At 65.5% G+C, this 20,554-nt stretch carries 17 protein-coding genes; 7 read left to right on the top strand and 10 right to left on the bottom strand.

All coding sequences use genetic code 11. The annotated features are described in order from the left end of the window. Positions 1–126: 126 nt before the first annotated feature. The 5 genes from ureE to AC0J42_RS03015 all read left to right on the top strand — a co-directional run bounded on the left by ureE (position 127) and on the right by AC0J42_RS03015 (position 3,862). Positions 127–627, top strand: a complete 501-nt coding sequence (gene ureE / locus AC0J42_RS03035; RefSeq protein ID WP_416422184.1) for an urease accessory protein UreE — start codon at positions 127–129, stop codon at positions 625–627. After that, complete coding sequence (locus AC0J42_RS03030; protein WP_473005208.1) at positions 624–1,298, top strand: urease accessory protein UreF; 675 nt, start codon at positions 624–626, stop codon at positions 1,296–1,298. Before ureE ends, AC0J42_RS03030 begins: the two co-directional genes overlap by 4 nt. Positions 1,299–1,310: 12 nt before the next feature. Next, on the top strand, positions 1,311–1,925 hold the full coding sequence (gene ureG / locus AC0J42_RS03025; protein WP_416422182.1) for an urease accessory protein UreG: 615 nt from the start codon (positions 1,311–1,313) through the stop codon (positions 1,923–1,925). A gap of 127 nt (positions 1,926–2,052) precedes the next feature. Next, positions 2,053–2,625 carry a HupE/UreJ family protein gene (locus AC0J42_RS03020; protein WP_473005207.1) on the top strand — a complete coding sequence of 191 codons (573 nt, stop codon included), beginning with the start codon at positions 2,053–2,055 and terminating at the stop codon, positions 2,623–2,625. A 151-nt stretch (positions 2,626–2,776) separates the two neighbouring features. Next, entirely contained in the window at positions 2,777–3,862 is a 1,086-nt protein-coding gene (locus AC0J42_RS03015; RefSeq protein ID WP_473005206.1) for an AGE family epimerase/isomerase, read from the top strand. Positions 3,863–3,945: 83 nt separating this feature from the next. On the opposite strand, the gene AC0J42_RS03010 is transcribed toward AC0J42_RS03015, so the two are convergent. The 6 genes from AC0J42_RS03010 to AC0J42_RS02985 form a co-directional block, all read right to left on the bottom strand. Then, complete coding sequence (locus tag AC0J42_RS03010; protein ID WP_416422179.1) at positions 3,946–4,713, bottom strand: SDR family oxidoreductase; 768 nt, start codon at positions 4,711–4,713, stop codon at positions 3,946–3,948. A gap of 759 nt (positions 4,714–5,472) precedes the next feature. Next, a complete protein-coding gene (locus tag AC0J42_RS03005; protein WP_416422178.1) occupies positions 5,473–6,189 on the bottom strand; it encodes an ABC transporter ATP-binding protein in 717 nt (238 codons plus the stop codon). Next, on the bottom strand, positions 6,186–7,058 hold the full coding sequence (locus tag AC0J42_RS03000) for an ABC transporter ATP-binding protein (protein WP_416422177.1): 873 nt from the start codon (positions 7,056–7,058) through the stop codon (positions 6,186–6,188). The genes AC0J42_RS03005 and AC0J42_RS03000 overlap by 4 nt, the downstream gene beginning before the upstream one ends. Continuing rightward, positions 7,055–8,338 carry a high-affinity branched-chain amino acid ABC transporter permease LivM gene (gene livM / locus AC0J42_RS02995; protein ID WP_416422176.1) on the bottom strand — a complete coding sequence of 428 codons (1,284 nt, stop codon included), beginning with the start codon at positions 8,336–8,338 and terminating at the stop codon, positions 7,055–7,057. Before livM ends, AC0J42_RS03000 begins: the two co-directional genes overlap by 4 nt. Before the next feature lie 3 nt (positions 8,339–8,341). Beyond that, entirely contained in the window at positions 8,342–9,256 is a 915-nt protein-coding gene (locus AC0J42_RS02990; protein ID WP_473006808.1) for an ABC transporter permease subunit, read from the bottom strand. 165 nt (positions 9,257–9,421) lie between these two features. Next, on the bottom strand, positions 9,422–10,561 hold the full coding sequence (locus AC0J42_RS02985) for a branched-chain amino acid ABC transporter substrate-binding protein (RefSeq protein WP_416422175.1): 1,140 nt from the start codon (positions 10,559–10,561) through the stop codon (positions 9,422–9,424). A gap of 502 nt (positions 10,562–11,063) precedes the next feature. Between AC0J42_RS02985 and pncB the strand changes: the two genes are divergently transcribed. Then, the gene (pncB, locus tag AC0J42_RS02980) at positions 11,064–12,263 is read left to right on the top strand and encodes a nicotinate phosphoribosyltransferase (protein ID WP_416422174.1); all 1,200 of its coding nucleotides are present in this window, start codon (positions 11,064–11,066) and stop codon (positions 12,261–12,263) included. Positions 12,264–12,372: 109 nt separating this feature from the next. On the opposite strand, the gene azu is transcribed toward pncB, so the two are convergent. Then, a complete protein-coding gene (gene azu, locus AC0J42_RS02975; RefSeq protein WP_416422173.1) occupies positions 12,373–12,822 on the bottom strand; it encodes an azurin in 450 nt (149 codons plus the stop codon). A 262-nt stretch (positions 12,823–13,084) separates the two neighbouring features. Between azu and AC0J42_RS02970 the strand changes: the two genes are divergently transcribed. After that, positions 13,085–13,672 (top strand): LOG family protein, encoded by a 588-nt coding sequence (locus AC0J42_RS02970; RefSeq protein WP_416422172.1) that lies wholly within the window; start codon positions 13,085–13,087, stop codon positions 13,670–13,672. Here the strand turns inward: AC0J42_RS02970 and AC0J42_RS02965 are convergent, their stop codons facing one another. From AC0J42_RS02965 to AC0J42_RS02955, 3 genes are all read right to left on the bottom strand, one after another. Then, positions 13,673–14,575: a transglutaminase family protein gene (locus AC0J42_RS02965; protein ID WP_473005205.1), complete on the bottom strand. Its 903-nt coding sequence runs from the start codon at positions 14,573–14,575 to the stop codon at positions 13,673–13,675. After that, positions 14,572–17,055: a circularly permuted type 2 ATP-grasp protein gene (locus tag AC0J42_RS02960; protein ID WP_416422170.1), complete on the bottom strand. Its 2,484-nt coding sequence runs from the start codon at positions 17,053–17,055 to the stop codon at positions 14,572–14,574. The genes AC0J42_RS02965 and AC0J42_RS02960 overlap by 4 nt, the downstream gene beginning before the upstream one ends. 65 nt (positions 17,056–17,120) lie before the next feature. After that, positions 17,121–20,396 (bottom strand): transglutaminase family protein, encoded by a 3,276-nt coding sequence (locus AC0J42_RS02955; protein WP_473005204.1) that lies wholly within the window; start codon positions 20,394–20,396, stop codon positions 17,121–17,123. Positions 20,397–20,554: the final 158 nt, after the last annotated feature.

The raw sequence follows: 20,554 nt of genomic DNA, 5'->3' as shown, positions 1-20,554 counted from the left end.
TGAAGCGCACCAATATGTAACATTTTGTTGCCCCAAGTTCTGGCGCAAGGCCGGCATTCGCAGCGCTCGCATGTTGGCAAGATGCTTGCTGTCAGCAAACTATCGCACTCAGCCGGATGCCTGAAAATGCTGGTGATCCACCGCAGAACCGAGCCAAAACCTGACTGGTCGGCCGAATTACACCTGAATTTCGAAGCGCGCAGCAAAAGCCGCCTGCGCTGTTTTAGTGCCGACGGCGAAGACGTCGGGTTGTTTCTGGAGCGCGGCCAGCCGCCGCTGCACGACGGCGAATTCCTCGAAGCCCAGGACGGCCGCGTGGTGAAAGTCGTGGCCCGCCCCGAAACCCTGCTACACGTCACCTGCGCCAGCGCCTTCGAGCTGACCCGCGCCGCCTACCACCTGGGCAACCGCCACGTGGCCCTGCAAGTGGGCGATGGCTGGCTGCGCCTGCTGGACGACTATGTGCTGAAAGCCATGCTCGACCAGTTGGGCGCCACCACCGAAGTCATCGAAGCGCCCTTCCAGCCCGAGCATGGCGCCTATGGCGGCGGCCACCATCACTCGCGCCATGGCGAGGAAGATTTCAACTACGCGCCCAAGCTCCACCAGTTCGGCGTGCGCACGTGAACCCGGCCTGGGCCCTGCTGCGCCTGGCCAGCCCGCAACTGCCGATTGGCGGCTACAGCTACTCCCAGGGGCTGGAGATGGCCGTGGAACAAGGCACGGTCAAGCAGGCCGACGACGCGCGCCGGTGGATCAGCGATCAGTTGCTGCTCAACCTGGCACGCTTCGAGGCGCCGTTGCTGTTGGCCCACTGTAACGCCGCGGCTGCGGAAGACTGGCCTGCCTTGCGCGAGTTGAGCGACGAGCACCGCGCCAGCCGCGAAACCCGCGAGCTGGCCCAGGAAAGCCGGCAGATGGGCTATTCGCTCAAGCAGTTGCTCGACGGCCTGCCCGAGCTGGACAGCGCCGCCCGCGACTTCCTGGCTGCCACGCCCGAACCGCACCTGGCCCTGGGCTGGGCGCTGGCCGCGCGCGCCTGGAATATCAGCCCCGCCGACGCCCTGGCCGCCTGGCTGTGGAGCTGGCTGGAAAACCAATTGGCGGTGCTGATGAAAACCCTGCCGCTGGGCCAGCAAGCCGCCCAGCGCCTGACCAGCGAGCTGCTGCCCTTGCTGCAGCAGGCTCAGCAGCACGCCAGCGAACTCGACCCCCACCACTACGGCAGCGCCGCCTTCGGCCTGTCCCTGGCGAGCATGGCCCATGAGCGCCAGTACAGCCGCCTGTTCCGTTCCTAGGAGATGACAATAATGAATACCCAGCCCCTGCGTGTCGGTATCGGCGGCCCGGTCGGTTCCGGCAAGACCGCCCTTACCCTGGCCCTGTGCCTGGCCCTGCGCGAGCGCTACAACCTGGCCGTGGTCACCAACGACATCTACACCCGCGAAGACGCCGACTTCCTGGTACGCAACGAGGCCCTGGCGCCCGAGCGCATCATTGGCGTGGAAACCGGCGGCTGCCCGCACACCGCCATCCGCGAGGACGCCTCCATCAACCTGGAAGCCGTGGACCAGCTCAACCGCCGCTTCCCGGGCCTGGACCTGATCCTGGTGGAATCGGGCGGCGACAACCTCTCGGCCACCTTCAGCCCCGAGCTGTCGGACCTGACCATCTACGTGATCGACGTGTCGGCTGGCGATAAGCTGCCACGCAAGGGCGGCCCGGGCATCTGCAAGTCGGACCTGCTGGTGATCAACAAGATCGACCTGGCACCGCTGGTGGGCGCCTCGCTGGAAATGATGGACGGCGACACCAAGCGCATGCGCAACGGCAAGCCGTTCGTGTTCAGCAACCAGAAGACCGGCCAGGGCCTTGAAGAGATCATCGCCTTCATCGAACGCCAGGGGCTGCTGACCGCCGCCTGAGCCACCACAACCCCGTAGCCGCTGCCGACAGGCTGCGCTGGCCCTGAGCCACGCTTGAGATTTCCAGTGTACTCAGGGGCCAGCGCAGCCTTCGGCAGCGGCTACACACCTACCAAGGAAGCCACCCATGACCCTGAAAAAACTCTTCGGCGCCGCCGCCCTGCTGCTCACCCCGGCCCTGGCCTTCGCCCACCCCGGCCACGGCGAACATGGCATCGTCGCCGGCGTGCTGCACCCGCTGACCGGCATCGACCACCTGCTGGCCATGCTGGCCGTGGGCCTGTGGGCCGCGCAGCAGACCGGCAAGGCGCGCTGGGCGCTGCCCGCCACCTTCGTCGGCACCATGCTGCTGGGCGGCGTGCTGGGCTTTGAAGGCCTGCAGTTGCCAGGCCTGGAAAGCGGCATCGCCGCCTCGGTGCTGGCCCTGGGCCTGGCGGTGGCCCTGGCCATTCGCCCACCGGTAGCCCTGGCCGTTGGCGCCACCGCGCTGTTCGCCCTGTTCCACGGCGTGGCCCACGGCCTGGAACTGCCGGAGATGTCCAGCCCATGGGCCTACGCCGCCGGCTTCGTCGCCGCCACCGCCGCGCTGCACGCGGTCGGCTACGCCGTGGTGCGCCTGCTGCCGCAAGCTGCCAGCCCGCTGGTGCGCATCGCCGGCGCCCTGTCCGCCCTGACCGGCGCGTGGCTGCTGGCTGGTTGATCGATCACCCCCTGTGGGAGCTGGCTTGCCAGCGAGCTGTTGAGGCCGAACAACTCGCTGGCAAGCCAGCTCCCACAAAAACAGTTGCAGCAACGGGGCGCTTCATCCCTGTTACCATGTCGCTCAAACAGCCGCTTTGACGACACCTTTCATGCTCGATCACTCCCCGCAAGCCGCCTTCACCGCCGTGCATGAGCACTTCCTGAAGACCATCGTGCCCCTGTGGCAAGGCCCCGGCTGGAACGCCGACCTGGCGTTGCCCTACGAGGCGCTGGCGCCCAACCACACGCCCATGCCGGTGCAACGCTACCGGGCCATGGCCTGCGCGCGGCAGCTGTACCTGTTCGCCGGGCTGATCGAGCAACCGGGCGCGCGCGAGCACGCAGCAGCGCTGTTCCGCTCGCTGCAGAAGCACTTCCACGACGCCGAGCACGGTGGCTGGTTCTACAGCATCGACGCCCAGGCGCGGCCGCTGGACCGCACCAAGGACCTGTACACCCACGCCTTCATCATCTTCGCCTGCGCCCACTACTGGCAGCAGTCCCGCGACCCGCTGGCCGAGTCGGTGCTCAACGCCGCGCTCAACGTGGTAGCCACGCGGTTCGCCAGCGGCGATGGCCTGTACGAGGCCGCGCTGGCAGAAGACTGGGCGCCACTGGGCAGCGGGCCGCTGCAGAACCCGCTGATGCACCTGGCCGAGGCCTTCCTGGCGACCCTGGCAGTGCGTGACGACGAAGCGGTGAGCGAGGCGCTGCTGGCCCTGTGCGCGGCCATGCAGGCGCGCTTCGTAGACCAGGCTTCGGGCTTTCTGATGGAGAAACCGTGCGGCGCTGTGGATAACTGGTGGGAGCCAGGCCATCAGTTCGAATGGTTCTACCTGCTGGAATCATCCGAGCTGCTGCGCGGCGGTGCGCTGCACGGCTCGCTGGACAAGGCGTTCGCCCCTTCCGAGCGCATGGGCGTGAAGCAGGGCGGCGTGCTGGCGATGCTCGACGTCGACGGCGGCGTGCGCGATGCCACTCAACGCATCTGGGCCCAGGCTGAATACCTGCGGGCCCTGACCCTGCGCCCCGGCGCCGATGTGGCCGGGCAGCTGCAAGTGCTGCAAGCGCGCTTCCTGCATGCCGGCGGCTGGCACGAGTGCCGCGATGCCAGCGGGGCGGTGAGCCGGCCGGATATGCCGTCCACCACCCCGTACCATTTGGCTACGTGCTACGAGAGCCTGGCCCAGGCTTAGCTACATGTGTGGGAGCTGGCTTGCCAGCGAGCTTTTCAGTGCCATCAAAAGCTCGCCGGCAAGCCGGCTCCCACAAAGACGCCTTACGCCTTGTGCGGGCGCTCGATGGCGAAGCCGGCCCAGCTCTGGGTCACTGGCATCAGCTCCAGGCTGTTGATGTTGACGTGCGCCGGGGTGTTCAGGATCCAGAAGATGGTGTCGGCAATGTCCTGTGGCTGGATCGGCTCGGCGCCCGCGTAGGTGGCGTCGTAGCGCGCCTGGTCGCCGTTGAAGCGCACCAGCGAGAACTCGCTTTCGCACAGGCCCGGCTCCAGGTTGGTGACGCGCACGCCAGTGCCCTGCAGGTCGCAACGCAGGTTCAGCGAGAACTGTTTGACGAACGCCTTGGTGGCGCCATACACGTGGCTGCCCGGGTAGGGGTAGTTGCCCGCCACCGAACCGAGGTTGACGATGCTGGCGCCGCGGCCCTGGGCGATCAGGCGTGGCAGCAGCAGGCGGGTGCTGTACATCAGGCCTTTGACGTTGGTGTCGACCATGGTGTCCCAGTCGTCCAGGTCGCACTTGGGCGCCGGGTCCACGCCCAGGGCCAGGCCGGCGTTGTTGATCAGGCCGGTGAGCTTGTCGAACTCCGGCGGCAGGCCGGCGATGGCAGCTTCCATGGCCTTGCGGTCACGCACATCCAGCACCAGGGCGTGCACCTTGGTCTGCTTGGAGAGTTCCTCGGCCAGGGCGTTCAGGCGCTCCTCACGGCGACCGGTCAGCACCAGCGACCAGCCGGCCTCGGCAAAACGGCGGGCACAAGCTTCGCCAAACCCGGAAGTGGCGCCAGTGATAAACACGGTGGAAGTCATTGCATGCTCCTGGAAGGCTGTGGGTAAAGTCGATTTCAAAGCATGCCCGCGCGGCTGCGCGACGGCAAGTAAAAGGCGCACCTGATCAAAAAATGATCGCCGGCCGCAAACCCTTGTGCCAGCTGGGCCGCCGCCACTTTTGCGCACGTTATCCACAGGCCCTTGCACAGTATCCGTGGGCAACTGTGCTGTGCACAAAGCCTTGAATGGCGGGGCTTGTAGCGGGGTGCAGCGGCTTTTCGGCTTGACCTTGACCGCGCAGTCAGGTAGCCCCGCCAACGGCCACGCGTGAGGGATAACCACGGGGATGGCGCCAGGCCAGTAACTACGCCGCTCCGGGCAGTCTTTCCAAGGCTTGCCCACAGAGTTATCCACAGGCTTTCAGGCCTCGGACGAGCGGTATTGGCCGGTGGATAAGGGCTTGACAAACACCCCACTAGCAAGCTGGAAAAACGCTGATCAAAAAACAACCACAACCCTGCAGGCCACGCCGTTAAAGGGCTTGGGCAATGTACACCCAAGTTACCCACAGCCAGCTCCACAATAACCGGGGACAACTGCTTTACATGACAAAACAATGAATTGGAGTGGTTTTATGTCGCAGTGGGCGAGCAAGCAAAAAGGGTTTTCCACAATCCTGTGGAAAACCCTTTTTCCAAAACCCGGATCAATGATTTCGCTTCTGTGGGAGCTGGCTTGCCAGCGAGTTGTTGAGCGCCCGAAAAGCTCGCTGGCAAGCCAGCTCCCACAAAAAAAAAGTCAGTGGCCGCCGAGGTAAGCGTTACGCACCTCATCGTTACTCAGCAGCTCCGCCCCCGTGCCCGTCAACCGAATCTCGCCGTTGACCATCACATACGCCCTATCCGACAGCTTCAGCGCATGGTTGGCGTTCTGCTCCACCAAAAAGATCGTCATCCCCGACTTCGCCAGCTCGCGCAGGGTGCTGAAGATCTGCTTCACCACGATGGGCGCCAGGCCCAGCGATGGCTCATCGAGCAGCAACAGCTTGGGCCGGCTCATCAGGGCGCGGGCGATGGCGAGCATCTGCTGCTCGCCGCCCGACATGGTCATGGCGCGCTGGTTGCGGCGCTCCTTGAGGCGCGGGAACAGCTCGAACATGCGCTGCATGTCTTCGCTGGCGAACTTGTCGCCGATGGGAATGGTGCCCATCAGCAGGTTCTCTTCCACCGACATGTCCGGGAACACCCGCCGGCCTTCCGGCGACTGGGCGATGCCGTTGGAGGCGATGTAGTGCGAGGACTTCTTGGTGATGTCGGTGCCGCGGTAGATGATCTGGCCGTTGGCGGCGCGCGGCTGGCCGAAGATGGACATCAGCAGGGTCGACTTGCCGGCGCCGTTGGAGCCGATCAGGCTCACGGTCTCGCCCTCGTTGATGTGCATCGAGACCTTTTTCAGGGCCTGGATAGGCCCGTAGAACACGTCGAGTTCCTTCAGTTCGAGGATCGGGGTACTCATACCAGCTCCTCTTCATCCGCGCCCAGGTAGGCGGCGATCACTTTCGGGTCGTGGCGAATCTGCTCCGGGCCGCCTTCGGCGATCACGTTGCCGTGGTCCAGCACCACGATGTGGTCGGAAATGCCCATGACCATGCCCATGTCGTGCTCGATCAGCACGATGGTCATGTCATGCTCGTCGCGCAGCAGGCGGATCATGCCGCTCAGCGCTTCGGTTTCCTGCGGGTTGAGGCCGGCAGCGGGTTCGTCCAGGCAAATCACCTGGGGCCGCGTGCACATGGCCCGGGCGATTTCCAGGCGGCGTTGCTGGCCGTAGGACAGCTCGCCGGCCAGGCGGTTGGCGCAGTCCACCAGGTCCACCACTTCCAGCCAGTAGAAGGCGGTGTTGAGCGCGTCTTCCTCGGCCTTGCGGTAGCCCCGGGTGTTGAGGATGCCGGCCACCATGTTGCGGTTCACCCACATGTGCTGGGCTACCAGCAGGTTTTCCACCACCGACATTTCCCGGAACAGGCGAATGTTCTGGAAGGTCCGGGCCAGGCCTGCGCGGTTGACCAGGTGGGTGCCGCCGAACATCTTGTAGTACAAGCGGCTGGCGAAGCTGCGCGGCGAGACGAAGTCGGTGGGCTGGAAGGGCTCGCCCAGCAGCTTGATGACGTTGGTCTTGATGCCACGGGTCTGCAGCTCGATGCGCCCGCCGGTGGCCTTGTAGAAGCCGGTCAGGCAGTTGAACACGGTGGTCTTGCCGGCGCCGTTGGGGCCGATCAGGGCGAAGATCGAATTGCGCTTCACCTTCAGGCTGACATCGCTGAGCGCCTTGATGCCACCGAAGTGCATCATCAGGTTTTCAACCGTGAGTACATATTCACTCATGGCGCCACTCCTTTACGCGGGACCACACCGGTACGGCTGATGCGAATCAGGCCGCGCGGTCTCCAGATCATCATCAACACCATCAACACGCCGAATAGCAGCACGCGGTACTCGGCGAACGAGCGCAGCAGTTCGGGGGCCACGGTGAGCACGAAGGCGGCGATCACCACCCCGACGGTGGAACCCATGCCGCCCAGCACCACGATGGCCAGGATCAGCGCCGACTCGAAGAAGGTGAACGAGGTCGGGTTGACGAAGCCCTGGTAGCTGGCGAAGAACACCCCCGCCAGGCCCGCCGTGGAGGCGCCCAGGGTGAAGGCCGAGAGCTTGACCAGCACGTGGTTCAGGCCCATGGCACGGCAGGCGATCTCGTCTTCGCGCAGGGCTTCCCAGGCGCGGCCCACCGGCATGCGGGTAAGGCGGTGCTTGATGTACAGCACGCCGATCACCACCAGGAACAGCACCGCGTAGATGAACACGAATTTCAGGTCGGGGTTGTAGTCGATGTGCAGGAACTCATGGATCGGGATGCCGCCCTCCTTCGCCTTGCGCCCGAACTCCAGGCCCAGGAAGGTCGGCGATGGCACTGGCACGCCGTTGGGGCCGCCGGTGAACGACAGCCAGTTGTTTAGCACCAGGCGGATGATCTCGCCGAAGCCCAGGGTGACGATGGCCAGGTAGTCACCGTGCATGCGCAACACCGGGAAGCCCAGTATGCAGCCGGCGAACGCCGCGGCCAGGGCCGCCAACGGCAGCGCCGACCAGAAGCCCAGGCCCAGGTACTGGTAGCCCAGCGCCAGGCCGTAGGCACCGATGGCGTAGAACGCCACGTAGCCCAGGTCGAGCAGGCCGGCCAGGCCCACCACGATGTTCAGGCCCAGGCCCAGCAGCACGTAGATCAGGCCGAGGATGACGATGGTCAGCACGTACTTGTTGGCGAACGCCGGGAAGACGATGGCCAGCACGATCACCAGCGGGATCACCCAGCGCAGCGCCGACTTGTGGCCGGGGGCGAGCACGTGCACGCCCGAGCCGCCGCGCTCCATGCCCTGGGAAATGCGCAGGCCACGGGGCGTCTGCAGGAACAGGCTGATGAGGAACCGGCCGATCACCACGGCCAGCACCAGCCAGGCCACGCGGGTGGGTTCCAGGTTGAAGCTGTAGCCTTGCAGCACCACGCCGACGATCGGGCCGAAGACGATCAGCGCCAGCAGGCCGGCGATCACCGCGTCGATCACGCTTTGCTTGATATCGATGGGTTTGATTGGGGCACCAGACATAAATTACACCTTCGCCACGAGTGGTCGACCCAGCAGGCCCTGGGGTCGGAAGATCAGGATCAGCACCAGCAGGGCGAAGCTGAACACGTCTTTGTAGTCCGAGTTGATCAACCCGGAGAACTGCGACTCGGCAACCCCCAGGATCAACCCGCCGAGCATGGCCCCCGGCAGCGAGCCGATGCCGCCCAGCACCGCGGCGGTGAAGGCCTTGATGCCGATGATGAAGCCGGCGTAGAAGTCGAAGGTGCCGTAGTTCACGGTGATCAGCACGCCCGCCAGCGCCGCCATGGCCGCGCCGATGATGAACACGTAGGAAATTACCCGGTCGGTGTTGATGCCCAGGATGGAGGCCATCTTGCGGTCTTGCTGGGTGGCCCTGCACATGCGGCCCAGCTTGGTGTACTGGATGATGTAGGTCAGCACGGCCATGCCGGCGAACGCTGCCACCAGGATGAATAGCTTGGTGTAGGTGATCTGCACGAAGCCGGTGCCGATGTCGAAGCGCCAGCCGCCGCTGAGCAGCGTGGGCACGCCCTGCTGGTTGGGGCCCTGGGCGATCTGCGCGTAGTTCTGCAGGATCAGCGAGATGCCAATGGCGCTGATCAGCGGCGCCAGTCGCGTGGAGTTGCGCAGGGGCTTGTAGGCCACCCGCTCGATGACGAAACCGTAGACCCCGGTGACGACGATGGTGAACACCAGCGTGCCGAGAATCAGGAAAGGGAAGGACTCGACGCCAAAGAACGACAACACCGCCAGGCCGATGGCCGCCAGGTAGGCAGAGATCATGTACACATCGCCGTGGGCGAAGTTGATCATGCCAATGATGCCGTAGACCATGGTGTAGCCGATGGCGATCAGCCCGTAGACCGACCCGAGGGTCAGGCCGTTGATCATTTGTTGCAGGAAAATACCATCCATCATGCACGCTCACGAACTTCTGGGCCGCACGGGTCCGCGCGGGCAAGCCGGGCCTGCCCACTCGAGACGCGAGCGGTGGTAAGAGAACTGACGGGCCTGGCCACAAGCGGCCGGGCCCTGTTTGACCCGGCCCGGGGCTCAACCCCGGGCCAGGCCGACGTCATGTCATTTCTGCTTGTCGAGCTGGTGGTATTTGCCGTCCTTGTCCCACTGGTACACCACGTAGTCGGAGACTTTCAGGTCGCCCTTGCTGTCCCAGGTCTTGGTGCCCATCACGGTGTGGACAGGGTTGGCCTTCAGCCATTTGGCAGCGTCTTCGCCCTTGTCGGACTTGGCGCCGTTGAAGCCTGCGGCCAGGGCCTGGATCGAGGCGTAGGCGTACAGGGTGTAGCCTTCAGGCTCGTAGCCGGCCTTGCGGAACTGGTCCACCACGGCCTTGCTGTCTGGCAGCAGGCGCGGGTCGGCGCCGAAGGTCATGTACACGCCATCCACGTACTGGGCGCCACCGGCGGTGGTCACCAGTTCGTCGGTGACCACGCCGTCGTCGGACATGAACTTCACGTCTTTCAGGCCTTGCTCGCGCAGTTGGTGCACCAGCGGGCCGGCCTCGGGGTGCAGGCCACCGAAGTAGACCACGTCGGCGCCAGCGGCGCGGATCTTGGTCACCAGGGCGCTGAAGTCTTTCTCGCCGCGGGTCAGGCCCTCTTCCAGCACCGGCTTCACGCCACGGGCGGTCAGCTGCTTGGCGGTGGCGTCGGCCAGGCCCTTGCCGTAGGTGTCCTTGTCGTTGATGACCGCGACTTTCTTGCCTTTGAGCACGTCGACGATGTAGTCACCGGCCACCACGCCCTGTTGGTCGTCACGGCCGCACATGCGGAACATGGCGGTCAGGCCACGCTCGGTAACCTGTGGGTTGGTGGAGCCTGGGGTGATGGCGATGATGCCAGCATCCCCGTAAACCTCAGAAGCAGGAATGGTGGACGAGGAGCAGAAGTGACCGACCACGCCGGCGACCTTGTCCTGGTCAGCCAGCTTGTTGGCCACCGCCACGGCCTGTTTCGGCTCACAGGCGTCGTCGCCCTGCACCAGGATGATCTTGCCGCCGTTCACGCCGCCGTGGGCGTTGATCTCGTCGGCCGCCGCCTGGGCACCTTTCATGTATTGCAGACCGAAGGATGCGTTGGCACCGGTCATGGGGCCTGCCACGCCGATCTTGATGTCGGCTGCCTGTACAAACGAAGAAACACCCAACGCAGTAGCCACTGCGAGAGCCAGAAAACCTTTCCTGTAAAACGTCTGCGACATGAGGTGGTGCTCCTGAGTTTTTTTGGTTGGCACTACAACTTCAGCAATAGCTCTGAGCAAGCGCCGTGCCATCCCATTTTCCAATGTGGGACGCCAGGCGCCGTTTTGCGCGCGCAGGCCCTGCGCCCGCCTTTTTGCGGCTCGTGCAACCGTCTGGCTCGGGCCTGGTAACACCGGGTTGCAAAAAAGGCGCAACCACAAAGTGCCATCATTGCAACCTGCTAGCACTTGCGCGTGCAACCGACCTGTAACAGGCTGCGTAACCGAAGTGCACATCAGCGGTGCGCAATTGCTACGCGACGCACCATTACAGGCTAGCTGGTGCCTGGAAAAACACAGAGTTAGTTAGGAAACTACTTATAGTGGCGGCGAAAAGGCGATGCCAGAGGCTTTCGCGCCAGCCTCAAGCATTCGGCGGCCAGCACAAAAGACTGGCAGAATGAGCCTTTACTGTGCGCCACTATCGATTCCGTCATGCCGCCAGGCCCAGTTGGAGCCCTCAATGAGCGAGAGCGTATTCGCTGATCGCATCGTGCAGAACCTGCTCGACACCGATTTGTACAAGCTGACCATGATGCAGGCCGTCCTGCACAACTACCCCAACGTCGAGGTGGAGTGGGAGTTCCGCTGCCGCAACGGTGAAGACCTGCGCCCGTACCTGGCCGAAATCCGCTACCAGATCGAGCGCCTCTGCGAACTGAGCCTGAGCAGCGACCAGCTGGGGTTCCTGGAGCGCATCAACTTCATGAAGCCGGACTTCCTGCGCTTCCTGGGCCTGTTCCGCTTCAACCTGCGCTATATCCAGACCAGCATCGAGAACGACCAACTGAGCATCAAGCTACGCGGGCCGTGGCTGCACGTGATCCTGTTCGAAGTGCCGCTGCTGGCCATCGTCAGTGAAGTGCGCAACCGCGTGCGTTACCGCGAGGTCACCCTGGGCCAGGCCCGCGAGCAGCTGTACCGCAAGTTCGACTGGCTGGCGGCCAACGCCTCGGCCGACGAACTGGCCGAATTGCAGGTAGCCGATTTCGGCACCCGCCGGCGCTTTTCCTACAAGGTGCAGGAAGAAGTGGTGTCGGTGCTCAAGCACGATTTCCCCGGGCGCTTCGTCGGCACCAGCAACGTGCACCTGGCGCGGGAAATGGACATCAAGCCATTGGGCACCATGGCCCATGAATGGATCATGGCCCACCAGCAACTGGGCCCGCGGCTGATCGACAGCCAGAGCGCGGCGCTGGATTGCTGGGTGCGTGAATACCGTGGGCTGCTGGGCATCGCCCTGACGGATTGCATCACCATGGACGCTTTCCTCAGCGATTTCGATCTGTACTTCGCCAAGCTGTTCGACGGCCTGCGCCACGACTCGGGCGATCCGGTGCAGTGGGCTGAAAAAGCCATCGCCCACTACCAGAAGCTGGGCATCGACCCCATGAGCAAGACCCTGGTGTTCTCCGACGGGCTCAACCTGCCCAAGTCGCTGGACATCTTCCGCGCACTGCGTGGGCGCATCAACGTCAGCTTCGGCATTGGCACCAACCTGACCTGCGATATCCCGGGGGTGGAACCGATGAGCATCGTGCTGAAGATGACCGACTGCAATGGCCAGCCGGTGGCGAAGATCTCGGACGAGGCGGCCAAGACCCAGTGCCGCGACGAGAACTTCGTGGCGTACCTGCGCCATGTGTTCAAGGTAAAACCATAACGCCCTGTAGCCGCTGCCGCCAGGCTGCGCTGGCCCTGTGCCTCACTGAGAATCTGCAGTGAACTCAAGGGCCAGCGCAGCCTGGCGGCAGCGGCTACGGGTGTGGCGATCAGTCCACCAGGGTGACCGCGCCTTTCATCATCGAGATGTGGCCCGGGAACGAGCAGAAGAACGCGTAGTCAGTCCCCGCCTGCAGCTTCGACACGTCGAAGGTCACCGAATCCTTCTCGCCCGCACCGATGATCTTGGTGTGGGCCAGGATGCGCTCGTCGCCATCCTTCAGGTAATTCTTGTCGATGCCGGCAGCCATGCCGTCGCTGGCCACGCCCTGGGCGTCGGCAGCCTTGCTCAGCACCCAGTTGTGGCCCATGACGTTCTTGGCCAGCGAGCCCGAGTGTCCCAGGTTGACGGTGAAGGTCTTGCAGGTCTTGCTGATTGCGATGGCCTTGGTGTCGAAGGTCATGCTGTCGGTGGAATCGACGTCTACCTTGCAATCAGCGGCAAATACCTGGCCGGCAGCGAGGGCAAGCAGGGAGGCGGCTACGACTTTTGCGAACATGGTGGATCTCCAGGACAGTTATTAAGCAAGGCTTCTTCTATGAGCCCTATCGAAAATGGCAACAAGACAAACCTTACACGCACCTAATATTGTATACAATATCAATCACGGAGCGTTTACATGAACAATTTCCTGCGCAGCCTGCTCGCCGCCTACGCCTGCGGCAACACCGGCACCGAACATCTGGACGACTGAACGAAAAGCTGGAGCCAGAGCGCCTGCGGATTTACCCTGTGGCCCCCAACGTGCCAGGAGCCACCCCATGCCTTTGACTTCAGTCTGTGTTTTCTGCGGCGCCAGCAGCGGCAACAACCCGGTGTACCGTGAGGCGGCCATCACCTTGGGCCGCGCCCTGGCGGCGCGCAAGCTGACGCTGGTCTACGGCGGTGGCGCCGTGGGCCTGATGGGTATCGTCGCCGATGCCGTGCTGGAAGCCGGTGGTGAAGTGATCGGCATCATCCCCCACAGCCTCAACGACCTGGAAATCGGCCATAAGGGCCTGACCCGCCTGGAAGTGGTGGACGGCATGCACGCACGCAAGGCGCGCATGGCCGAGCTGGCCGACGCCTTCATCGCCCTGCCCGGCGGCCTGGGCACCCTGGAAGAGCTGTTCGAAGTGTGGACCTGGGGCCAGTTGGGCTACCACGGCAAGCCGCTGGGCCTGCTGGAGGTGAACGGCTTCTACAGCAAGCTCACCGGCTTCCTCGACCACCTGGTGGAGGAAAACTTCGTCCGCGAGCAGCACCGGGCGATGCTGCAGGTGAACGACTCGGCCAACGACCTGCTCGACGCCCTGGACGCCTGGCAGCCCACCGTGCTGCCGAAGTGGACCGACAAGAAGCCGGACTGATCAGCCCGCCAGCTCGCCCAGCGGCGTCACCGTGACCTGCACCTCCGGGTCATGGCTGCCGCCGCCCAGGATCACCCCGCGCAGTGGCGAGACGTCGGAGAAGTCGCGGCCCCAGGCCAGGGTGATGTGCTCCAGCGCCGGCTGCACGTTGTTGGTGGGGTCGAAGTCGACCCAGCCCAGCGGCGGGCAGTACACCGACACCCAGGCGTGGGACGCGTCGGCGCCGATCAAGCGCGGCTGGCCGGGCGGTGGCTGGGTCAGCAGGTAGCCGCTGACGTAGCGCGCCGCCAACCCGCGCGAGCGCAGGCAGGCCAGCATCAAGTGGGCGAAGTCCTGGCACACGCCGCGGCGGCGCTCCAGCACTTCCACCAGCGGTGTCGCCACCTGGGTGGCCTCGGCGTCGAAGGTGAATTCCTCGAAGATCTTTTCCATCAGCGCCCGCGCGCCTTCCAGCAAGGGCCGGCCGGGCGGGAAGCAATCGGCGGAAAAGGCCACGAAGCTTTGCTTGAGCCGCACATAGGGCGACTCGAAGCGGTAGCGGCAGGCCTTCATCAGGTCCTCGGCGATGGGCGCGCTGTTGTAGCACAGGGCGTTGCGCACCGTTTCCCAGCCTTGCGAGGCGGCGAAGTCCGGCGTGGCCCGCGCCAGCACCTCCACTTGCAGGCGCGCGCTGACTTTCAATTCGTCGTGGGGCCGCTCGAAGGTCAGCCGCGTCAGCGGGTTGCCGAATACGTCGAAGTCATCCACGCGCCAGCTGGGGTCGGGGCTGATGACCAGGCTCTGCTCGCGGCAGATCTGCCAGGCGCAGGGCCGCGGCCACAGGTGCGCCAGCTGCTGGGCCAGGGACACCGGGCTGTCGTAGTGGTAATGGGTGTCGTGAAGAATCTGGTACTGGGCGCTCATACCGACACCGTCCGTTGGCTGACATCATCGACGTGGGCGAAATGGCGCAGGGCCAGGCGGTCAGAGACCTGGCCGCTGGCTTCGTTGATGGTCTGCAGCAGGTCGGCCAGGCCGTCGAGCACCGCCTGCACGCTGGGCGCGCCGAACAGCGAGTGTTCCAGGCTACCCAGGTCGAAGCCGGCCAGGCGCTCGATGAGCATGGCCAGGCCGCGCTCGCGGGGCGCACCGAATTCATCGTTGAGGCGCCGCAGCGCGCGGTTCACCAGCTTGAGCTGGAAGATCACCGCGTGGGGGTTCTGCTCGTCCAGCAGCAACAGGTCGAGCACCGGAATCAGCTGCGGCACCGCCAGGTAGCGCGAGCGGTAGGTGATGCTGCTGTTGCCCAGTTCCAGCAGCCATTCAAGGCCGGCCTGGTCGGTCACCGCCACGCCGCGCAGGAAGCCGGCCAGGCTGGTGCTGAGGAACTGCAGGCGCTCGATGCGCCGGCCGATCATCAGGAAGCGCCAGCCCTCGTCGCGGGTCATGTCGTCGAGGGCGAAGCCCGACAGCGCCGCCAGCGACATCACCAGGCGGTTGAGGAAGTCCAGCAGCTCGCCCAGGTCGGGTTCTTCCACGTCCAGGCTCTGGGCTTCGCGCTGCAGTTCCACCAACGCCTGCCAGTTTTCCCGGGACAGCTTGCCGCGCACCTGCGAGGCCGCCCACTGCAAGCGCTGCAGGTTGGCGCGCAGGCTGAACGGCCACTCCTCGCCCAGCAGCGCGGCCAGCAGGCGTTCTTCCAGCTCGCCCTCCTCGGGCAGCAGCGACAGGCGCTCGGCCAGCTCCACCGCGGCGTCCAGCGCCAGCGGGTCGTCGCCGTCGATGTAGCGGCCGAGGATGATGCGCAGCAGCCGCGCGCTGTCGTCGCAGCGCTCGCAGTAGCGGCCAAACCAGAATAGGTTTTCCACCACCCGCGACGGCAGGTACGGGTCGACCCGCACCACGTCGTGCACGCCGATGGTTCGCTGGGCCTTCCACTGTTCGCCGATGGGCACGCGTTCGCCCAACACCCAGGTGTCCTTGCTGGCACCGCCACGCTGCATCGACACCACCTCGGCGTCGGCCTCGGCAGCCACCCGGGTCAGGGCGCCGGGCAGCACCCGGTAGCCGTCGTAGCCTGCCACCGCGTAAACGCGCATGCCGATGGCGCGCGGCGCCAGTTGGCCGTTGTCCTGCCACACCGGCGCCTGGCTCAGCTGCGCCAGCTCCTGCGCCACGTAGGCGTAAGGGCGCGCCTGGATGCGTTCGGCCATGGCCTTGCGCTGCTTGGCATCAAGGTCGCGGCCGAACACCGGGGTAAAGCTTTGCGAGGGGAACGCCGGCTTGATCAGCAGGTTCGGCAGTTTTTCCAGGGCCTGGGCCATCACCGGCGGCTCGCCGCACCACCAGGTGGCGATGGATGGCAGGATCAGCTTCTCGCCGAACAGGTGCTCGTTGATGGTCGGCAAAAAGCCCAGCAGCCCGGGTGACTCCAGCACGCCGCTGCCCAGGGCGTTGGCCACCAGCACCCGGCCCTGGCGCACGGCTTCCAGCAGGCCGGGCACGCCCAGGGCCGAGTCGGTGCGCAGCTCCAGCGGGTCGCAGAAGTCGTCGTCCAGGCGCCGCATGATCGCGTGCACCCGGCGCAGGCCGTTGAGGGTCTTGAGGTACACGGTGGCGTCGCGCACGGTCAGGTCGCTGCCTTCCACCAGCGGGTAGCCCAGCTGGCGCGCCAGGTACAGGTGTTCGAAATAGCTCTCGTTGAAGCGCCCGGGGGTCAGCAGCACGATCAGCGGGGTCTCGTTGCCGCCCGGCGCCAGCCGCCGCAGGGTGTCCTGCAGGGTGCGGAAATAGCCCGCCAGGTGTTCCACCTTGAGGTCGCGGTACAGCTCTGGGAAGGCCCGCGACACGCTCATGCGGTTTTCCAGGGCATAGCCTGCGCCCGAGGGCGCCTGGGTGCGGTCGGCGGTCACCCACCAACGGCCGTCGGGGGTGCGCGCCAGATCCACGGCGCACAGGTGCAGGAAGGTGTCGCCGGGCAGCTTCAGGCCTTGGCACGGCCAGAGGAAATTGTTGTGGCCGTACACCAGCTCGGCCGGCAGCAGGCCCTTGCGGATCAGCTCCTGGGGGCCGTAGATGTCGGCCAGCACCGCGTTCAGCAAGCGGGCGCGCTGGGCGATGCCGGCGCGCAGGTGCTGCCACTCGGCGGCGGGAATCACGTGGGGCAGCAGGTCCAGCTCCCACGGGCGGTCGGCGCCCTTGGGGTCGGCGTAGACGTTGTAGGTCACGCCGTTTTCCTGGATCTGCCGGGTCAGCAACGCCTGGCGCTGGGCCAACTGCGCCGGGCTGCTGCGCTGCAATTGGTCGAACAGCTTGCGCCAGTGCGGACGCACCGAGCCGTCAGCCGCGAGCATCTCGTCAAAACTTCCCGCCGTCAGCGGGTATCGGTCAAGCAGGTCTGGCATGGAACGCTCGGCGCAGGCAGTAAGACATCAGAAAAAAGCGGCAGGCCGGTTGCCCGGCCGCCCTTTCAGGTGCGACGCATGTCCAGTGTCATCGGCAGCTCGTCATTGTTCGTGAGTGTAGGCGCAGGCTGCGGGCCAGGGCTATGGCCCAGGCGGAAGAATCGCGACAGGCGCCGGCTCTCGGCTTCGTTGGCGTTCACCGGCAGCGTCTCGTAGTTGCGCCCGCCCGGGTGCGCCACGTGGTACTGGCAGCCGCCCAGGGAGCGCTGCATCCACGTGTCGTGGATGTCGAAGGTCAGCGGCGCGTGCACCGGGATGGTCGGCTGCAGGCAGTTGAACGGCTGCCAGGCGCGGAACCGCACGCCGGCCACGTACTCGCCGACCTTGCCGGTGGGCTGCAGCGGCACGGTGCGGCCGTTGCAGGTGAGCACGTAGCGCTGCGGCGACAGGCCGTTGAGCTTGACCTGCAGGCGCTCCAGCGACGAGTCGACGTAGCGCACGGTGCCGCCGGCGCCGCCCTCCTCGCCCAGCACGTGCCAGGGCTCCAGCGCCTGACGCAGCTCCAGTTCGATGCCAGCCACGGCGTAGTCGCCGATCTTCGGGAAGCGGAACTCCAGGTGCGCGGCGAACCATTCGGCTTGCAGCCCGTAGCCGGCGCCGTTGAGGTCGGCGATGACGTCGGCGAAGTCCTGTTCGATGAAGTGCGCGAGCATGAAGCGGTCGTGCAGCTCGGTGCCCCAGCGCGCCAGCTTCGGTGGTGCATAGGGCTCGCGCCAGAAGCGCGCCACCAGGGCACGCAGCAGCAGTTGCTGCACCAGGCTCATGCGCGCGTGGGGCGGCATTTCGAAGCCGCGCAGCTCCAACAGGCCGAGCCGGCCGGTGGCGCCGTCCGGGGAGTAGAGCTTGTCGATGCAGAACTCGGCGCGGTGGGTGTTGCCGGTAACGTCGATCAGCAGGTTGCGCAGCAAGCGGTCCACCAGCCACGGCGGGCACTGCTCGCCGGGCGCGGGCATCTGCTGGAAGGCGATCTCCAGGTCGTACAGCGAGTCGTTGCGCGCCTCGTCCACGCGCGGCGCCTGGGAGGTAGGCCCGATGAACAGGCCGCTGAACAGGTAGGACAGCGACGGGTGGTTGTGCCAGTAGCTGATCAGGCTGCGCAGCAGGTCCGGGCGGCGCAGGAACGGCGAGTCGGCCGGGGTGGCGCCGCCCAGCACGAAGTGGTTGCCGCCGCCGGTGCCGGTGTGGCGGCCGTCGATCATGAACTTCTCGGTGCTCAGGCGGGTTTCCCGCGCCTGCTCGTAGAGGAACTCGGTGCGCTCAACCAGCTCGTCCCAGCTGGCCGAAGGCTGCACGTTGACCTCGATCACGCCCGGGTCGGGGGTGATGCGGAAATTGGCCAGGCGCGGGTCGTAGGGCGGCTCGTAGCCTTCCAGCAGCACCGGGCACTTGAGTTCCTCGGCGGTGGCCTCGATCACTGCCACCAGCTCCAGGTATTCCTCGACCTTGGCCAGCGGCGGCATGAACAGGTACAGGCGGCCGTCGCGGGCCTCGGCGCACAGGGCCGTGCGGGTCAGCCAGCTGGCCGACTCGTCGAGCTTGGGCACGCGCTCGTCGGCGGCCTGGGCCGGGCTGGCGACCTGCAGCTGCACCGGGGTGGGCAGTGCGCCCAGGTCCTGGTTGGGGTCACGCGGGTGCACGAAGGGGTATTCGGCAGCGGTCACCCAGGGCTGCGAGGCCAGGGGCAGGCGGTAGCCCAGCGGCGAATCGCCCGGCACCAGCCGGCAATGGCTGTCACGCAGGTACCAGCGGCCACTCTGCCATTGGTCGCCATCAGCCGTGCGCGCCAGCGGCAGCACCTGGCCGATGACCTTGTCCAGGCCTTGGCTGAATACCTTGCGCAGGCGTTTGCGCTCCATTTCCTCGCCCAGGCGCGAGTCCTCGGCGCTGACGTTCACCGGCAGTGCGCCTTCGCGCCACAGGTAGTAGAAGTTGTCTTCGTAGGCCGGGAACACGAAGCGCGGCGGCAGCTTCAGGCGCTCGGCGACGCTGGCCAGGAAGCGCCCAGCCAGCTCGCCGGTGGCGCCGTAATCACGGGTTTCATCGGCGATCAGCGCGTCGTTGTGCCAGATCGGCTCGCCGTCCACGCGCCAGTAGGCGTTCAGCGACCAGCGCGGCAACTGTTCGCCGGGGTACCACTTGCCCTGGCCGAAGTGCACCAGGCCCTTGGGCGCGTAGCGGGCGCGCAGGCGCTGGTACAGCTCGGCGGACAGTTTGCGCTTGGCGTCGCCCAGGGCCGCGGTGTTCCACTCGGCGCCATCGGGGTCGTCGATGGACACGAAGGTCGGCTCGCCGCCCATGGTCAGGCGCACGTCGCCCTCCACCAGGTCAGCGTCGATCTGCCGGCCCAGCGCCTGGATCTGCTGCCATTGCTGTTCGCTGTAGGGCCGGGTGACGCGCGGCGCCTCCCAGATGCGCTCTACTGCCATTTCATGGCTGAACTCGCATTCGCACGGCTCCACCAGGCCACTGATGGGCGCCGCAGAGGACGGATCAGGACTACAGGCCAATGGGATATGCCCTTCACCGGCGAACAGCCCGGAGGTGGCATCCAGGCCGATCCAGCCCGCACCGGGCAGGTACACCTCGCACCAGGCGTGCAGGTCGGTGAAGTCCACCTCGGTGCCGGACGGGCCGTCCAGGGCTTTCACATCTGCCGTCAGCTGGATCAGGTAGCCGGACACAAAGCGCGCGGCCAGGCCCAGGTGGCGCAGCAACTGCACCAGCAACCAGGCCGAGTCACGGCAGGAGCCCGAGGCGTTTTCCAGGGTTTCTTCCGGCGTCTGCACCCCCGGTTCCATGCGGATCAGGTAGCCGATGTCCTGGCTCAGGCGCTGGTTGAGCGCCACCAGGAAGTCCACGGCCGGTATCGGCGTGCGGTCGATGCCTTTGAGGTAAGCCTCGAACTTGGGCGACAGTGGCAACTTCTCAAGGTAAGGCGCCAGCTCGTGCTTTTCGTCCTTCGCGTAGGCGAATGGGATCTTTTCCGCGTACGGCTCAAGGAAAAAGTCGAAGGGGTTGAACACCGCCATTTCGGCGACCAGGTCCACCTCGACGCGGAATTCGTCGGTCTTTTCCGGGAACACCAGGCGCGCCAGGTAGTTGCCCTGAGGGTCCTGCTGCCAGTTGATGAAGTGCTGCTCGGGCAGCACCTTTAGCGCATAGGACAGCACGCGCGTGCGGCTATGGGGCGCGGGGCGAAGGCGGACGATCTGCGGGTCAAGTTCAACCGCACGGTCGTAGCGGTAATGCGTGACATGGTGCAATGCGACATGGATCGACACGGCGTGCCTCCTGCGAGCCTTAACGGTAAGCGCACCGCGCAAGGTTTATGCCACGTGGGCAAAGCCAAGCACTAGAGCGCCTGCTCATTCAAGCACAGCACCAAGATCGTGCCATGCCCGATTAGCATCGCAAGGGTTGCACATTTATCGGGCAGGCA

This window comes from Pseudomonas sp. Tav-5-1A (assembly GCF_055755055.1).
Note: the sequence above shows the minus strand (reverse complement) of the source record. Positions and strands in the feature narration are given on the sequence as shown.

Bases quoted from the DNA above. Each gene is read 5' to 3' on its own strand.
- AC0J42_RS03015 (WP_473005206.1), top strand. From the start codon at position 2,777: ATGCTCGATCACTCCCCGCAAGCCGCCTTCACCGCCGTGCATGAGCAC.
- ureE (WP_416422184.1), top strand. From the start codon at position 127: ATGCTGGTGATCCACCGCAGAACCGAGCCAAAACCTGACTGGTCGGCC.
- pncB (WP_416422174.1), top strand. From the start codon at position 11,064: ATGAGCGAGAGCGTATTCGCTGATCGCATCGTGCAGAACCTGCTCGAC.
- ureG (WP_416422182.1), top strand. From the start codon at position 1,311: ATGAATACCCAGCCCCTGCGTGTCGGTATCGGCGGCCCGGTCGGTTCC.
- AC0J42_RS03010 (WP_416422179.1), bottom strand. From the start codon at position 4,713: ATGACTTCCACCGTGTTTATCACTGGCGCCACTTCCGGGTTTGGCGAA.
- AC0J42_RS02970 (WP_416422172.1), top strand. From the start codon at position 13,085: ATGCCTTTGACTTCAGTCTGTGTTTTCTGCGGCGCCAGCAGCGGCAAC.
- AC0J42_RS02960 (WP_416422170.1), bottom strand. From the start codon at position 17,055: ATGCCAGACCTGCTTGACCGATACCCGCTGACGGCGGGAAGTTTTGAC.
- livM (WP_416422176.1), bottom strand. From the start codon at position 8,338: ATGTCTGGTGCCCCAATCAAACCCATCGATATCAAGCAAAGCGTGATC.
- AC0J42_RS02965 (WP_473005205.1), bottom strand. From the start codon at position 14,575: ATGAGCGCCCAGTACCAGATTCTTCACGACACCCATTACCACTACGAC.
- azu (WP_416422173.1), bottom strand. From the start codon at position 12,822: ATGTTCGCAAAAGTCGTAGCCGCCTCCCTGCTTGCCCTCGCTGCCGGC.
- AC0J42_RS02985 (WP_416422175.1), bottom strand. From the start codon at position 10,561: ATGTCGCAGACGTTTTACAGGAAAGGTTTTCTGGCTCTCGCAGTGGCT.
- AC0J42_RS03005 (WP_416422178.1), bottom strand. From the start codon at position 6,189: ATGAGTACCCCGATCCTCGAACTGAAGGAACTCGACGTGTTCTACGGG.
- AC0J42_RS03020 (WP_473005207.1), top strand. From the start codon at position 2,053: ATGACCCTGAAAAAACTCTTCGGCGCCGCCGCCCTGCTGCTCACCCCG.
- AC0J42_RS02990 (WP_473006808.1), bottom strand. From the start codon at position 9,256: ATGGATGGTATTTTCCTGCAACAAATGATCAACGGCCTGACCCTCGGG.
- AC0J42_RS03000 (WP_416422177.1), bottom strand. From the start codon at position 7,058: ATGAGTGAATATGTACTCACGGTTGAAAACCTGATGATGCACTTCGGT.